Here is a 14543-nt window from a genome sequence, read left to right as displayed (position 1 = left end):
AATGACAGTTCAGGATCTATTTTCTCTCATTCACTCAAGATACAATTCATTTACTAACACAGAAAGAAAAGTTGCTGATTATATTCTCGAAAATACCAAAGATGTCATTTACATGTCGATAACTGATTTGGCTGATGCATGTAACGTAGGTGAATCAAGTGTTTTTCGATTTTGTAAAACGATGGATCTTAAAGGATATCAGGAGTTTAAAATTGTTTTAGCCCATAGTATTTCTCTTGAAAATGAAACTCCGCAGCTTTCCAGTGTGATTACGATTCAAGATTCAATTGAGGAAATGTCGTCAAAGGTTTTATCCTCAAACATACAGGCACTTACAGAAACCTATAACCTTCTTTCAGAAAATGATCTTTCTCATGCTGTTGAGTGTATGGTAAACGCCCAAAGAATCCACTTTTTTGGAGTAGGTTCTTCCTTAATGACAGCAATGGAAGCAAAGAATAAGTTTATGAGAATTACGAATAAAACAGAGTGTTCGATCGATTCACATCTCCAAGTTATGTCTGCAGCTTTAATGACAGAGAAAGACGTAGCCATTCTCATTTCTTATTCAGGTTCAACGAAAGATACGATTGAAGTAGCAAAAGCAGCAAAAGAAAGCGGTGCAAAGATTATTTCGATAACGAGATTTGCAAAATCTCCTTTGACTAGTTTCTCAGATATTACATTGCTGTGTGGTGCAAATGAAGGTCCGCTTCAGGGAGGAAGTTTATCTGCAAAGATATCACAGCTTTACCTTTTAGATATGCTCTATTTTGAGTATTTTAAAAGAACGAACAAGGAAGCGGTCTATAATAAAGAATTAACGGCAAAAGCTGTTATTGAAAAGATGCTATGACGGATGTTAGATTGCCAACGGTTAAATGTTAATGCTGATTTTGTTATTTGAAATCTTGATTATGAAGTGGATTAACAATTCCAATAGGATTTATAAGACCTTCCGTCGCATTTATCCAGGAGGATGCAAAACGGGTAGTCAAAAATCAGCCGACCAATTTAATCGAGTAATATATAATACTTTGTTTAGAACATAAGATGATACATGGAGCGGTACTTTTAGAAGGACGCTTTTACTGAAGAACTGTTTCCGAACAGTTCTTTTTTTAGTAATCATACAAAAAGTTAAATCCCAGTACTATCCTTTTATAGAAGTAATTTTCATTTAAAGTTATTCGTAATTTGATACAATAATATTTGATAACATACTAGATAGAGTTTATAGTAGTTATCTATACTGCAAACACCTGACTTTCTTCCTCTAAAATGTCGAATTGTACAAAGGAGAAAATCAAATGAAACCGATAAAATTAGTATTCTTCGCAATGATTGCGATTATGATAGTTGTTCTATGGAATATCTTTCCGAACGAGCAAAAGACGTTTATTACGAATGATCGAATGGAGGAAATCCAATCAATTGTTGATGATGCAAGCAAAGGTAAAGTGCAGGCTAACTGGAAAAACGTCGCAGCTATAGCATCCATTGAATATAATTTAGAAACAGTGGAACCTTATAATATTGAACAAACCGCTAATCTATTTATCCAAAAAGAAGGTAATCAGTATAAGCTTGAAAATATTGAAGAGGTTATGTCTGAGTTGAATTATACGGATGAACAGAAATCAAAAGTAAAATCCTATTTAAGTTATTTGGATTCATTAAACAAGGGTGATAAAAGCAAACAATACGAATTTATCGCTGAAATAGAAAATGCCGCTGTAGATAATTATAAGGATTATGGAATCTTGCCCTCCATTACTATTGCACAGGCAATTTTAGAATCTGAATGGGGAAAATCAGGCCTTTCTCAGAAGTATAATAACCTATTTGGCATTAAAGGTCATAACTGGGACGGTGCTGTCGCAAGCATGGACACGAAGGAATTCCATAACCAAAAGACAATAAGTGATTTTAGAGCCTATAATTCGATTGATGAGTCGATTGATGATCATGGTGCTTTCCTTAAAGAAAATAAACGATATGAAAAACATGGCCTTTTTGATGCCAAGACCTATACAGAACAGGCACAAGCCTTGGAAGATGCGGGATACAGTACAGCAGAGAACGAAAAAGGTGAAAAAATATACAGCCAAATGTTGACTGATATTATCCAACAGTATCAGTTGCAGCTGATTGATAGCAATGTCACAAATGATAAAATATAAACTCAAGCGTATGTGTTTAATTTGCACATACGCTTATTTTTTATTCTTTTTTATGGGACTTCACTATAAAAACATTATCTATGGGTGTGTTTGTTATAATATTTCTAAAGTTGAAAATTATGGAATAAGTAAACAAGGGGATTTTACATGATTGATCTAATTAGTGGATTATTAATTAATGGGTTAGCCATAGTTGCATTTTTAAGCATCAATAAATTTAACACCCAAAAAGTAAAAATATCGATAGTAAGTCTTATATTAACTATTATTGTTGCTGTAGTTCCTACTATAGGTTATCGGTTTGACAAGAGTTCAGGAAATCATTATTTTGGTTTTCCTGCTGATATTCTAGTTTATCATGATGGAATGCTATTAACTTTAGCCTCCTTTGGCTTTTTATTTAACTTCTTTTTCTTTTATTGGATGTTTAAATTAATAGTAAAACTAGTACTTTTTATCAGAACTGTGAACAAAGGGGATTATTGACGATATAAGTAGAGCGACTTAACTAGCTCCTTTTCCTAAGTGTTCACATTTCACTTAATGGCAGTTTAATTCCTTTACTATGGAGTAGACGCTGCAGTCCTTATTATAGAATGAAATAAAAAGGTGGAGAGGGAATTTGAAACCAAATTATACGGACTTAGGATATGCAGATAAAATGGGGTCTAAATTAAAAAAGTTAGTAGAAAAACAACTATGTGATGATCTGAGTTTTTATGGAATAAAGGAGAATGAGTTTAAATTTGATTGGTCTGAAAGTTGTATAGAGGGTGACGATGCAAATTATTTAGATGGGGTAGTGGACAACTTCTCAGGAATTAATATATTCAATGAAAAAGAAGAGCATATTGCCGAGGGATGGATGGAGTTTATTTATGAGCCAACTTATAACTTTTTCATTTCTTATTGGTAATTTCTTACCCACTTTAATTCTGGGATAGAAATTGAAATTAAAGATAAAGTCGGAATCCCCTCTCATATATTTAATAAGATTCCAGTAACTGCACGATCTAAGTATGAGAAGGAGTTACTAACGGATAGTTAAATTATATCATGTTGAATTAAATGTACTTAAACATATGGAAGTTTTAGTTTAATTAAATGTAACTAGCCGGAGGTGTCTTAAATGACAACACTTACGATAAATACATACATCAGCAACTATATCCCAGAGTTTGGCTACTCATCGATAGAACCTAAAGAATTTTTAGCAATGCATCATCCACTAGCGAAAAAAGCTGCTCAAAAGTCCCTAGATTATGAGGATAAGATTTATCTTAATGGTTATATAGAAATAACCTATAATAATAAAAAGTTTCTTAATGACTTGGAGGAAACTAGTGACTTACTTTCAACATGGGATGATCTGGCTCGGCTCGTTATTAAACATGAAAAAGAAGACGAGTTTGAAATTATTTTATTAGATAACGCATCAACATTAAAAGTATTCAAAGATGGAGCAAATGATCAACTTATTTTAGATTCTGCTCATTCAGAAGAATGGGATCGTCTTTCTTTACTATCTATTCCTTCACATGAATGGATTGAAGGAATTAAAATCTCTTTCAAAGAGTTTGTTGACTTTTGTAAAAGTGATTTAGTGTTTAATAAAGAATCGGAGTATAAAAATATACTGGAATCCTATTCAAAAATCAAAGATTTATAATTTAAATATGTACTTAAATTTACGCGGCTTAATTCATATATATATAAGGGGATGTAACAGTCATTACATCCCCTTTAATGATTAGATTTTCATAACGCCACCTGTACTTGCGGAAGTGACCAGTTTGGAATAACGCGCGAGATAGCCTGTTTTAACCTTAGATTCAAAGCCCTTCCAATTTGCTCTGCGTTGCTCAAATTCTTCATCAGAAATCTCTAATTGAATGGTTCGTTTATTCATATCAAGTTCAATAATATCGCCATTTTCAACAAAGGCGATGGGGCCGCCTTCAGCCGCTTCTGGTGAGATGTGGCCAATGCTGATTCCTCTTGAAGCTCCTGAAAAACGTCCGTCTGTTATTAAGCCAACTTTTGCTCCCAATCCTCTTCCGACAATTTGTGAGGTAGGAGCGAGCATCTCAGGCATCCCTGGCCCGCCTTTTGGACCTTCATACCGAATGACCACAACATCGCCTTCTTTAACCTTACCTGTAATGATTCCTGACAAAGCATCTTCCTGAGAATCGAAACAGATAGCGGGACCTCTATGATATCCGCCAACCTCCGGATCGACCGCTCCAACTTTAATAATAGAACCATGAGGCGCGAGATTACCAAATAGGACTGCAAGCCCGCCGCGCTCGGAATGTGGATTATGCAAAGGCCGAATCACATCATAATCTAAAATTTCACACCCCGCTACGTTTTCCCGCAATGTTTGGCCAGAGACGGTCATGCAATCTCCATTTAAAGCATCTGGCTTTTTCAGTAATTCATTAATAATCGCACTGACACCACCTGCATTATGTACATCCTCAATATGATAATCAGAGGCTGGTGCGATTTTTGCTAAATGGGGAACCCGGCTGGCAATCTCGTTAATCCGTTCCATAGGATACTCAAAGCCCGCTTCATGAGCCAATGCAAGTGTATGCAGAACCGTATTCGTTGAACCACCCATGGCCATATCAAGCGCAAATGCATTATCAATGGTCTCAATCGTTACGATATCACGTGGTTTAAGGTCTAGTTTGATAAGCTGCATTAACTGTTTTGCTGATTGTCTAACAAAATCTTTTCGTTCTTCCGCAACTGCCAGGATGGTCCCGTTGCCAGGTAAAGCTAATCCTAACCCTTCAGCCAGGCAATTCATTGAATTGGCGGTGAACATACCCGAACAAGATCCGCATGTGGGGCAGGCGACCTGTTCAATTTCTTGAAGCCGTTCCGCATCAATTTGCCCGGATTGAAAGGCGCCGACACCTTCAAAAACAGAGGTGAGGGAGAGGGCGTTCCCATCTTTATCTTTACCAGCCTTCATGGGTCCGCCACTGACAAAAATAGTCGGGATATTGACGCGCAAGGCAGCCATCATCATACCAGGCGTGATTTTGTCGCAGTTTGGAATACAAACCATTCCATCGAACCAATGCGCTGAAACGACTGTTTCGATGGAATCTGCAATGATTTCCCGACTCGGCAGAGAATAGCGCATACCGATATGGCCCATAGCAATTCCATCATCTACTCCAATAGTATTAAATTCAAAAGGCACTCCACCTGCTTCCCAGATGGCTTCTTTTACGATTTTCCCAAACTCTTGCAAATGGACATGACCCGGAACAATATCAATATATGAATTGCAAACCGCGATAAACGGTTTACCAAAATCCTCTTCACTTACTCCTGCTGCTCTAAGCAAACTCCGATGTGGTGCTCGATCGATTCCTTTTTTAATCATATTACTACGCATCTCGGCCACGACAATCATCTCCAATTAGGTAAATTTATCTGTATATTTAGAATTATTAAACATTTTAACATTAAATGAAGAAATATCCTATCATATTAAAGATAAATTTTTAATTTTTATCGAAAACTTCCAAACTAAGCATTCTATCCAAATTAAAACACCGTTTAGAAGACGCATTATTTTCAATTTAGGGAGAATCAGGTTAAAATAATGCGTATTACTTACTTGATGTTGCCTAATATGGATAATAATTCTGACTTGGTAGTGACTTTTATAATCAAGACAGAGGGGATTTGATCGTTTGTTAGATTACAAGTTAATGGTCACTTTATATACTGGGGCCTATGAGAATTTAGTGAACACTGGAATCGCATTGGGAATCATTTTGCTATTTATCCTGTTCAGGAATTTGTTTACAAAATATGTCTTGCAATTGCTGTTGAAATTGAGAGATGAAAAACCAAATGGTCTGTTTGTACAGGTTTTTAAGAGTTTTGAAAAACCAATCAGTTGGCTCTTTATCATTATTGGTCTGTACATTGCTGTGAAGTACTTCCCATTTATTGATCAAAAGAATCCATTTTTCCTTAAATTTTTACGTGCGATGATCATCTTCCTGATTAGCTGGGGATTATTTAATCTGTCATCACCCACAAATGGGATTTTATTAAATATCAATGAAAAGATGAATCGAAGAATTGATTTAATTTTGATCCCATTTATTTCGAGGGCTATCAGGGTAATCATCGTAGCAATCAGCATCAGTATTATTGGACAAGAATTCGATTATGATGTAAATGGATTGGTAGCAGGGCTTGGATTAGGTGGATTAGCTTTTGCGTTAGCCGCAAAGGATGCTGTTGGCAATTTGATTGGCGGAATTGTGATTGTTACAGAGAAACCATTTTCAATTGGAGACTGGATTCTGACTTCCAAAGTTGAAGGAACAGTCGAGGATATAAACTTTAGAAGCACCAAGGTTCGTACATTCAGCCAAGCGTTGGTAACTGTTCCAAATTCAACACTAGCCGACGATGCGATTACGAACTGGAGCCGAATGGGGAAACGGAAAATTGATTTCCATCTGGATGTTGCCTACCAGGGTGATACAGATCAGCTCGAACATCTAATCGAAGATATTAAACATATGCTTCGTTTACACCAAGGGGTTCACCAAGATACGATTGTTGTAGCCTTTGATCAATTTAAGGATCATTATATAAAAATATTAGTCTATTTCTTTACAAACACTACTGCCTGGGAAGAACATGTCCAAATTAAACATCAAGTCAACTTAAGTATTATGCAGCTATTAGAAAAAGAGGGAATGTCTTTAGCAGTACCTTTGCAAAAAGTTTCTGTAGATCCTGATCCTTCTTTATTAAAGGAACATTCTAATTAAGGAGTTTGCCGATAGATCACTATGATGTGAATTATTCATAGTGGTCTATTTTTTATCCAGTTTACCTTTTATTTAGCCGCAGCACGGAATCCTCTTTGGTAGTTCATTTTAGGGTAATCATTTGATATTTAGGCAACAGGCTAGTTTAAAACAGGATTTAACTTACTGGATATCGAATATATTTAAGTATATTAATTTCTTTGTTTATTCAATGGTTTAATTCGCTTTGGTTGATGGACATACCCTTTTATGAATGTTTTGCTTTGATAAAAACTATTGTATAACCTGATTCTTGTTTTATAAGGAGAGAAAGATTTGATTTCATTGATTTTTGATATGGACGGAGCGTTATTTCAAACAGATAAAATATTTGAAATATCACTCGAAGATACTTTTAATCATCTAAAAAAATATCGAGACATTATGGGAGTGCCTCTCCCGGTAGTTTGGAGAACATTATTACCTGACTTTACAAACGAAATTAGACAGCAAGCAAACGATTTATTCCATCAACGTTTAATTACTAATATTCAGGCAGGCAAAGGGGCCTTGTATCCGCACACAAAAGAAATTTTTAGTTATCTAAAAGAAAATGATTGCAACATATACATAGCAAGTAATGGCCAAATAAAGTATTTAGATGCTATTATTCAATATTATCAATTAGATAATTGGATTACAGAAACATTTAGTATTTAGCTGGTCCAATCGCAAAATAAATCGGAATTAGTACAAAAAATACAAAAGAAATATACGATTGAGTCTGGAGCGGTCATTGGGGATCAATTATCAGACATTACAGCCGCCAAGGATAATAATTTAATTTCGATTGGTTGCATTTTGATTTCGCTCAACCTGATGAGCTTTCTCAAGCAGATTTTATTATAAATGACTTGTTAGAATTAAAAACTGTTTTAGAATACCAGAGATCTCCTACGATTAGATATCTATTGAGTCTATGTCCTATCATTCTTCTCTAAAATGAGGAAGAACTGTCTTTGCCAAACAAGCGATTTCTAATTTCTCCAGTGTATGACAATAATCAGCTTCCACATGGTCTATATCGTGATTTTCACTTGGCAGCATATAATCAACGATGGTTGAATCCTTATACCAATCTGTAGGTAGAGGGGCTACGTGAGAGACATCTTTCCACACATTTAAGAGGGATGGACTATAGAACCGAGGAGCTCCGGAAAGTAAGTTACATTCTTTTAAGCGGACCTTATACACTCTCCCAGGTATTTCTTCATTCACATCATTAAAAAGATGCGGCCAGTAATCCTTCCTGGAGCCTGTGTGGGGAGTCAAGAATGCCCAGTGCTCTACATTCTTTAAATGACCACGATTAAATAATAAACCGTACAAATCTTTACCAATAGAAATCCGACTATCAACTTCTTCAAACTGATGGATGGTTTTACCTGTAAAAGTAACTTTCGATTCATTTATAAAATAAGGAAATAGAATCTGATTCATCGACAAGAGGTCTTGAAGGGCAAATTCTATTTTTCCAAGTACTTCCCTATGGATATTCGGTTGTTTCATGAGTGTTTGTTCTAAATGATTCTGCTCATTGATGATCAGGGCAATCGTTAAAAGAGACGAATCCCTATTCTCCCAAAAGTAGGACCAGATTGTTTCCATGAACGTAGAAACAGAAAATTGAGGTAATAGATAGGCAAGGTCGCTTCCGCGTTTTAAAGATTCTTCATACAGGAGTAATTGTGGAAAGGCATCATGGAAAATCAACCAATTTCCCCGCTCCAAAAATAGAAAGAAACTTTTCACTTCCTTCATGGATAATAACCTCGGTAGACACGTCCCTTTTAAATCTGTCATATTCCAACCAGCATTTCTAGAAACCATATGGGCAAGGAATGACCAATGGATTTCAGGGTGATTTTTATAATACAGTAGGTAGGCTTTTGTTCTTGTACTATTATTTAGATTTAATAAACGTGTTTTTTCACGAATCGAACTTACAATCACTTCATCCTCATAGGTTAGTTTGTAAGTCACATTCTTTTTATGTTCGAAAATCTTTTTCATTTTAACTAATGTTCCTGGAACTGTTGTTTTTTTCTTTTTAAACCAGGGAAAGGACATAAATATGGCTCCTTTTTACCGATAAATAATCTTGGATTCTGTATTTTATTCTTTGTATAACCTATTTATACGTATGCATAGAGCGGAAGGAAAGACGGTACCTGCTATCCGGAGTAATCTATTGGTGGTATGTATTGGTAAAAATTATTGCAATCGAAAAGTTGTTCTTTGTGAAAATAAACACATTGCCTTTAGGATGTAGGTTTTTACGAGTAATCGTTGAGAAAAGAAGTGAGGGTACGTCATGAAAGAACAAAAATCAGCATCGGAATATACGTTAGGAACTATTTTATTGTTTTTTATCCCGTTGGCACTTTCGGCAAGTTTAACTTCTGTTTCTCATGTGATTATTAATGGAACGCTAAGCCGTGCAGAATCAGCGGAAGTCATCATATCCAATTATGCAATCGCCTTTTCTCTGTTTAGTATTATGGAGAGACCGGCCTTAGTATTCAGGCAAACAAGCTCAGCTTTGGCAAAAGGGAAAGGAAATTTCCAATCCTTATGTTCTTTTTTTATTAAAATTATGGTTTCGTTAATGCTGGTTTGTATTTTAATCGCATTTTCACCGCTCGGAGATTGGATGTTTATTCATTTATTTAATGCAGATCCAGAAAGCCTGCCAGCCTTACTCAATACTTTTAAGGTGTTGGCTGTGGTTATTTTACTCTCAGGCATTCGCACATTATATCAGGGAATTATGATTAATCATCTTGAAACGAAGTGGGTGAGCTATGGTGTGATCATTCGCTTGGTCGGCATGATTGTGATTGCCCTGTACTTCATTCGTTATGCGGACTTGCTATCGAGCATTGCAGGAGCGATCATCTTCTTAACCGGCATGTTCATTGAATGTGTGATCAGTGTTTGGAGAGGTCGCCTATTAATGAACAGGGAGGAAGTCGTTGAAAACCTACAACCGTTAACTCAAAAAGCAATCGGCAAGTTTTATACGCCATTGGCCTTTTACGTATCCTTTCAAACACTTGTCACACCGATCATTTATGCTTGTTTAAGCTATATAGACAATGTCAGCCTGGGAATCGCTTCTTTTGCTCTTGCCTTTAGTGTGACGAATCTTATTATTAGCTTTTTTATGTACACCCATCAGGTCGTCCTGCAGTTTTATGAAACAAATAAAAGAGCGGTTTTTCAGTGTATTGTCATTTTTAGTATCGTTCCATCCACCTTGTTGCTCTTATTATGTTATACACCAGCGGGTATTTGGTTTATGGATACGGTTTTTGGTACAACTGGTACGTTGGCGAAAGAAACATTGTATGTCCTTCAATTTTTCATCGTGAAGACATTTGTTTTTCCTTGGGTTGATTATCTAGGCGGTATTTTAATGCTGAACAAGAAAACAGGTGCTATGTTAAAGCCACAGATTTATAATCTGGTTACGGTTGTGATCGTTTTAGTGACATTGGTTCTTCAATACCCGGCATTAAATGGACGAGCGGGTGCCATAGCTGCTTCAATAGGGGAACTGGTCGGATTAATGGCTGTTTATCTCGTCGTGAAGAAGTATAATGCCACAACGGCACAACAAGCTAATCATATCGAATCGACGTAGGATGTAGTGGGGTTATCTAAATAGATAATCTCACTTATTTTTTTGAGGTTTAATGCTTATGTATTTATGAATAATCGGTTATTTATCGAATACCGTTTATAAGAAAGAAGTGCTGAATCGCCAATTCAGGAAAGTGGCATAGGAAGCTATGAACCGTTGGGGGAATCCGGCCAGGTTGGAATTTGAAGAAACAGATGGTCACATTACCAAAATTAATATCATAAGGAACTAAGCAGATGGCTAAAAAAACAGTGAACCTTATATCGATCTTTGGAACAAGGCCTGAAGGTATCAAGTTCACTCCCATCATTAAACGATTCCAGGAAACAGAATGGATTAATTCGATTACTCTTAATACGGGTCAGCATTAGAAATGCTCGACCAAGTCTTGGGCATGTTTTGTTTACTGCCAGATTACAACCTAAAATTGATGAAGCCCAATCAGAATCTTGAGGAATTGACCGCCAATATGATTCTTGAAATCGGCAAAATTCTTGATAGAGATAAACCTGATTTGGTTTTGGTATTAGGAGATACGGCAACTACTTTGCTAAACAAGAAGAAATTATATATATTTCATGTAAACAACTTTCTATTATTTAATGCTAGAATTGGATAACTGCTTTAACGGAAACATATTTATTCAGATACCTACACAATAAGTAAAACGCCAACGATTGATTTTAAATGAACAAGCTTAATATCCACCTCAATTTCCTCAATTTCAAGAGGTTTAAAATGCTCAAGTGATGAATTTTACCTTCACCCAGGAATTACTCTCCCATCTAGACCATATCACAAACTCCCAATATTATTTATTAACACCATCTCAGGCAATATATGTTCCAGCTATATCGTTTTGACCCAGCAACAAGGTCTATTATTTTCCCATTAAAGTTTGAAGTCAGTGGGGAATAAAGGCTAAAAATTAAATCAAAAGGAGTTATGAATCATGTTTATTGCGGACCAGTTATCAGAACATGCCAAGACTCACCCCAACAAGGTGATTACTTCCTTTCAAAATAGTGAGACGACGTATGGTGAATTTTATGAAAAAGTCGAACGCTTAGCCGGTTATTTTCAACTGAAGGGTTATACCAATGATTATATTATTGCTCTTTATCTTCAAAACTCAGACCATTTTCTCGTTGCCTATTATGCCTGCCAATTAGCAGGAATTCCCATTCTGCCGATCAATACAAAATTATCCCCACCAGAAGTCGAATATATTATCACTCACTCAGAAGCAAAAGTACTCATTTATGATGTTCGCCTAAAACATACGGTTGAACAACTCATAACGGATCAAGAACAATTTGAGGAATGCCTTGAGGTTGGCAGAGAGGCTTCGTTTAACTCGATTATCATGAATACATCGCTAGCATTTAAAAAGCCAGTTATTAAAGAGGAAGATACAGCAGTGATATTTTACACTTCAGGTACGACTGGAAAACCTAAAGGTGTTCTTTTATCTGCTGGCAATGTTTGTGCAATCGCAAACATATGGGCGGAGTGTCTTGAAATAACTTCAGTTGATCGAACACAAATTGTTACACCTCTATTTCATTGTGCAGCCAGTCACTGCTTCACGATTCCAACAATCTTGAGAGGCGGAACTGTTATTATTGAAGAGATTTTTTCAGCGGAACAGTCACTGGACACAATGGAGAGAGAAAAAGTCACAATTTTTTTTGGTGTTCCAGCTATCTATAGTACTCTGCTGAATACTTCTAAAATGAAAAGTTTACATTTATCACATCTGCGTTTATTTACATATGGTGCTGCCCCAATGCCCTATGAACTGGTGAAAAAATTAAAAGTTTTATATCCTCATGTAAGCGTACAAAATTTATATGGACAAACAGAAAATTCACCTGGAGCCACTACTTTACGAGATCAATATGCATTAGAAAAGATTGGTTCTGTCGGAGAGCCTCTTCCACATACTGAGGTACGTGTAGTGAATGAATTAGGTGAGGAAGTTCCAACTGGGCAAGTAGGAGAAATAATTGTAAAGGGACCACAAGTTATGAAAGGGTACTTAAAGAACCCAGATGCAACAAAACATGCGATTAAGAGCGGTTGGCTATACAGTGGTGACTTGGGACGGTTTGATCAAGAAGGATTGCTTTATATCGTAGACCGAAAGAAAGACATGCTGATTCGTGGTGGAGAAAACGTCTATCCAGTTGAAGTTGAAGAAGTTTTATATCAATTAAACCAGATTCTAGAAGCAGCTGTAGTTGGCATACCGGATAAAAAATATGGCGAAGTACCAAAGGCGTTCGTAGTATTGAAAGATAATTTTACTTTATCTGCTGATGAGATAATCGATTATTGTAAAGATCAATTAGCAAACTATAAAATACCGACAGAAATCGTCTTTGTTCATGAATTGCCACGGAATGCGAGCGGAAAAGTCCTGAAGCATTCATTGAAAGACCGAGCGAGGGTTTGATAGATGCTAAATTTATATTTCTCTAATTTTGACGCTACTATCATTCTAAAAGGGATAACTTAGCATGAGGGCGAGCTTACGTTTTGCGTGGATTGCTACATGGTTCGCTTTGGTGGGTCAATTCGTTATCTTTTTCATCCTATCATTATGGACGAAAGAATGGCGCTTTTTAATGTGGAGTTTCATGGCCAGTATGATGGCGGGTGTCCCGAGTCTTATCAAAACCTGGAATGCACAAAAGGAAGCGAACTTAAAAAATGATAAAGACAAAGCAGAAACAGAACTACAAAATGGTGATAAACCTGACTCATCACCCGCTCCAATTTTTACGTCTTGATTTATGAAAATAACAAACAATTAATATATTTTATTATTATTCGTTCGTATTTAAGAGGCGTAAATGCGAGTTGCTCACCGGACGGATACAAGTCGATTACTAAAAAACACGAACATTAGCTGTTTTTTAGCTAAAAGGCTATTTAACTAACCCTTTAAATGGTATTTTCGCTAAAATGCTCTTTTCAGCTAAACGGAACATATGTTTGTGTGTCGGACTCCAAAGGAATCTTATGCATAGAATTGCATTCTCGGTGGTAATAACCTATATAGTTATAAATTTTATATAGGAGTGATTGAATTGACACAACATACAAGCGACGAATGCAGAGTAGGAAGTTTTGAAAAGGAATATGAGCTTCCAGCGGGAACCATCAGAAACCACAATGGTCGGGATACTCGAAGTGACAAGAAAATAGGGACAATTCGTAAGGAAGCGGAACATCCTCATAAAAAGAAATAAAGTCAATTTTATAAACTATAGCAAGGAAATAGGTTAATATTGATTTCATATGAGTCTATTTATGAACAGAAGGAGAGTATGATGGCCCAAATTACACTGAAATCCAAAGCTACCTTAATTAAAAATGTTCAAGTCGAGGTAGAAGCAAGAGGGCATAAAGTTACGATTGATGAACCAGAAAGAGCGGGAGGGACAGATCTTGGAATGAATCCATTGGAGCTGCTGCTTTCTTCTCTAGGTGCGTGTCAAACGATTATGGCCCAAAGTTATGCTAATAAAATGGGTGTTCAATATGATCAATTAGAGATTGAGCTTGAAGGGGATTTAGATACCAGTGGTTACAAAGGAAAACCTGGGGCAAAGGTTGGCTTAGAAGAAATTCGTTATACTGTTCATATGATATCTAATGAGCCTCAAGAAAAAATTGACGAATTTATCCGCTATATTGAATCACATTGTCCAGCGTTGGACTCATTAATCAATCCAACTCGCGTTCTATCAAAAGGGGTAAAGATTTCACAAACAAAATAATCTTTTAACCGTCACTTTTTTAGGTGGCGGTTAAAAATTTTTATACATAAAAAAACCCGGCTTT

General features: G+C 36.2%; 15 protein-coding genes and 1 pseudogene. 14 read left to right on the top strand and 2 right to left on the bottom strand.

Annotation, left to right across the window (positions count from 1 at the left end; translation table 11 throughout):
* The first annotated feature begins 1 nt into the window (after nucleotide 1).
* The 5 genes from AC58NB_RS08160 to AC58NB_RS08140 all read left to right on the top strand — a co-directional run bounded on the left by AC58NB_RS08160 (nucleotide 2) and on the right by AC58NB_RS08140 (nucleotide 3852).
* Complete coding sequence (locus AC58NB_RS08160) at nucleotides 2-856, top strand: MurR/RpiR family transcriptional regulator (protein WP_497426335.1); 855 nt, start codon at nucleotides 2-4, stop codon at nucleotides 854-856.
* 454 nt (nucleotides 857-1310) lie between these two features.
* The gene (locus AC58NB_RS08155; RefSeq protein ID WP_497426334.1) at nucleotides 1311-2183 is read left to right on the top strand and encodes a glycoside hydrolase family 73 protein; all 873 of its coding nucleotides are present in this window, start codon (nucleotides 1311-1313) and stop codon (nucleotides 2181-2183) included.
* Between the two features lie 147 nt (nucleotides 2184-2330).
* Nucleotides 2331-2669: a hypothetical protein gene (locus AC58NB_RS08150; protein WP_497426333.1), complete on the top strand. Its 339-nt coding sequence runs from the start codon at nucleotides 2331-2333 to the stop codon at nucleotides 2667-2669.
* 136 nt (nucleotides 2670-2805) lie between these two features.
* Entirely contained in the window at nucleotides 2806-3099 is a 294-nt protein-coding gene (locus tag AC58NB_RS08145) for a hypothetical protein (protein WP_497426332.1), read from the top strand.
* A 213-nt stretch (nucleotides 3100-3312) separates the two neighbouring features.
* Nucleotides 3313-3852 carry a hypothetical protein gene (locus AC58NB_RS08140; protein WP_497426331.1) on the top strand — a complete coding sequence of 180 codons (540 nt, stop codon included), beginning with the start codon at nucleotides 3313-3315 and terminating at the stop codon, nucleotides 3850-3852.
* An 81-nt stretch (nucleotides 3853-3933) separates the two neighbouring features.
* Here the strand turns inward: AC58NB_RS08140 and ilvD are convergent, their stop codons facing one another.
* Nucleotides 3934-5604, bottom strand: a complete 1671-nt coding sequence (ilvD, locus tag AC58NB_RS08135) for a dihydroxy-acid dehydratase (protein WP_497426544.1) — start codon at nucleotides 5602-5604, stop codon at nucleotides 3934-3936.
* Nucleotides 5605-5905: 301 nt separating this feature from the next.
* Between ilvD and AC58NB_RS08130 the strand changes: the two genes are divergently transcribed.
* Nucleotides 5906-7006, top strand: a complete 1101-nt coding sequence (locus tag AC58NB_RS08130) for a mechanosensitive ion channel family protein (RefSeq protein ID WP_497426330.1) — start codon at nucleotides 5906-5908, stop codon at nucleotides 7004-7006.
* A gap of 336 nt (nucleotides 7007-7342) precedes the next feature.
* Nucleotides 7343-7986, top strand: a pseudogene (locus tag AC58NB_RS08125) (HAD hydrolase-like protein).
* On the opposite strand, the gene AC58NB_RS08120 reads toward AC58NB_RS08125, so the two are convergent.
* Nucleotides 7973-9115 (bottom strand): DUF2515 family protein, encoded by a 1143-nt coding sequence (locus AC58NB_RS08120; RefSeq protein ID WP_497426329.1) that lies wholly within the window; start codon nucleotides 9113-9115, stop codon nucleotides 7973-7975. The pseudogene AC58NB_RS08125 and the gene AC58NB_RS08120 overlap by 14 nt on opposite strands.
* 244 nt (nucleotides 9116-9359) lie before the next feature.
* Here AC58NB_RS08120 and AC58NB_RS08115 point away from each other — a divergent pair, with 244 nt between their 5' ends.
* The 7 genes from AC58NB_RS08115 to AC58NB_RS08085 all read left to right on the top strand — a co-directional run bounded on the left by AC58NB_RS08115 (nucleotide 9360) and on the right by AC58NB_RS08085 (nucleotide 14479).
* Nucleotides 9360-10691, top strand: a complete 1332-nt coding sequence (locus AC58NB_RS08115; protein WP_497426328.1) for a multi antimicrobial extrusion protein MatE — start codon at nucleotides 9360-9362, stop codon at nucleotides 10689-10691.
* A 236-nt stretch (nucleotides 10692-10927) separates the two neighbouring features.
* Nucleotides 10928-11062: a hypothetical protein gene (locus tag AC58NB_RS08110; RefSeq protein ID WP_497426327.1), complete on the top strand. Its 135-nt coding sequence runs from the start codon at nucleotides 10928-10930 to the stop codon at nucleotides 11060-11062.
* A 2-nt stretch (nucleotides 11063-11064) separates the two neighbouring features.
* Nucleotides 11065-11310, top strand: coding sequence for a UDP-N-acetylglucosamine 2-epimerase (locus AC58NB_RS08105; protein ID WP_497426326.1), 246 nt, complete (start codon nucleotides 11065-11067; stop codon nucleotides 11308-11310).
* A gap of 333 nt (nucleotides 11311-11643) precedes the next feature.
* Nucleotides 11644-13149: a class I adenylate-forming enzyme family protein gene (locus tag AC58NB_RS08100; protein ID WP_497426325.1), complete on the top strand. Its 1506-nt coding sequence runs from the start codon at nucleotides 11644-11646 to the stop codon at nucleotides 13147-13149.
* A 64-nt stretch (nucleotides 13150-13213) separates the two neighbouring features.
* Nucleotides 13214-13486 (top strand): hypothetical protein, encoded by a 273-nt coding sequence (locus AC58NB_RS08095; protein WP_497426324.1) that lies wholly within the window; start codon nucleotides 13214-13216, stop codon nucleotides 13484-13486.
* A gap of 300 nt (nucleotides 13487-13786) precedes the next feature.
* A complete protein-coding gene (locus AC58NB_RS08090) occupies nucleotides 13787-13948 on the top strand; it encodes a hypothetical protein (protein WP_497426323.1) in 162 nt (53 codons plus the stop codon).
* Between the two features lie 81 nt (nucleotides 13949-14029).
* Nucleotides 14030-14479: an OsmC family protein gene (locus AC58NB_RS08085; RefSeq protein ID WP_497426322.1), complete on the top strand. Its 450-nt coding sequence runs from the start codon at nucleotides 14030-14032 to the stop codon at nucleotides 14477-14479.
* The last annotated feature ends 64 nt before the right edge of the window (nucleotides 14480-14543 follow it).

This window comes from Pradoshia sp. TA40_28 (assembly GCF_059694525.1).
The sequence above is the reverse complement of the archived record's forward strand: the minus strand, read 5'-3'. Positions and strand labels throughout refer to the sequence as shown.

What these genes read in the sequence shown, in the direction of transcription:
- AC58NB_RS08150 (WP_497426333.1), top strand. Translation starts at nt 2,331, where the DNA reads ATGATTGATCTAATTAGTGGATTATTAATTAATGGGTTAGCCATAGTT.
- AC58NB_RS08085 (WP_497426322.1), top strand. Translation starts at nt 14,030, where the DNA reads ATGGCCCAAATTACACTGAAATCCAAAGCTACCTTAATTAAAAATGTT.
- AC58NB_RS08160 (WP_497426335.1), top strand. Translation starts at nt 2, where the DNA reads ATGACAGTTCAGGATCTATTTTCTCTCATTCACTCAAGATACAATTCA.
- AC58NB_RS08140 (WP_497426331.1), top strand. Translation starts at nt 3,313, where the DNA reads ATGACAACACTTACGATAAATACATACATCAGCAACTATATCCCAGAG.
- AC58NB_RS08100 (WP_497426325.1), top strand. Translation starts at nt 11,644, where the DNA reads ATGTTTATTGCGGACCAGTTATCAGAACATGCCAAGACTCACCCCAAC.
- AC58NB_RS08155 (WP_497426334.1), top strand. Translation starts at nt 1,311, where the DNA reads ATGAAACCGATAAAATTAGTATTCTTCGCAATGATTGCGATTATGATA.
- AC58NB_RS08095 (WP_497426324.1), top strand. Translation starts at nt 13,214, where the DNA reads ATGAGGGCGAGCTTACGTTTTGCGTGGATTGCTACATGGTTCGCTTTG.
- AC58NB_RS08105 (WP_497426326.1), top strand. Translation starts at nt 11,065, where the DNA reads ATGCTCGACCAAGTCTTGGGCATGTTTTGTTTACTGCCAGATTACAAC.
- ilvD (WP_497426544.1), bottom strand. Translation starts at nt 5,604, where the DNA reads ATGCGTAGTAATATGATTAAAAAAGGAATCGATCGAGCACCACATCGG.
- AC58NB_RS08120 (WP_497426329.1), bottom strand. Translation starts at nt 9,115, where the DNA reads ATGTCCTTTCCCTGGTTTAAAAAGAAAAAAACAACAGTTCCAGGAACA.
- AC58NB_RS08115 (WP_497426328.1), top strand. Translation starts at nt 9,360, where the DNA reads ATGAAAGAACAAAAATCAGCATCGGAATATACGTTAGGAACTATTTTA.
- AC58NB_RS08110 (WP_497426327.1), top strand. Translation starts at nt 10,928, where the DNA reads ATGGCTAAAAAAACAGTGAACCTTATATCGATCTTTGGAACAAGGCCT.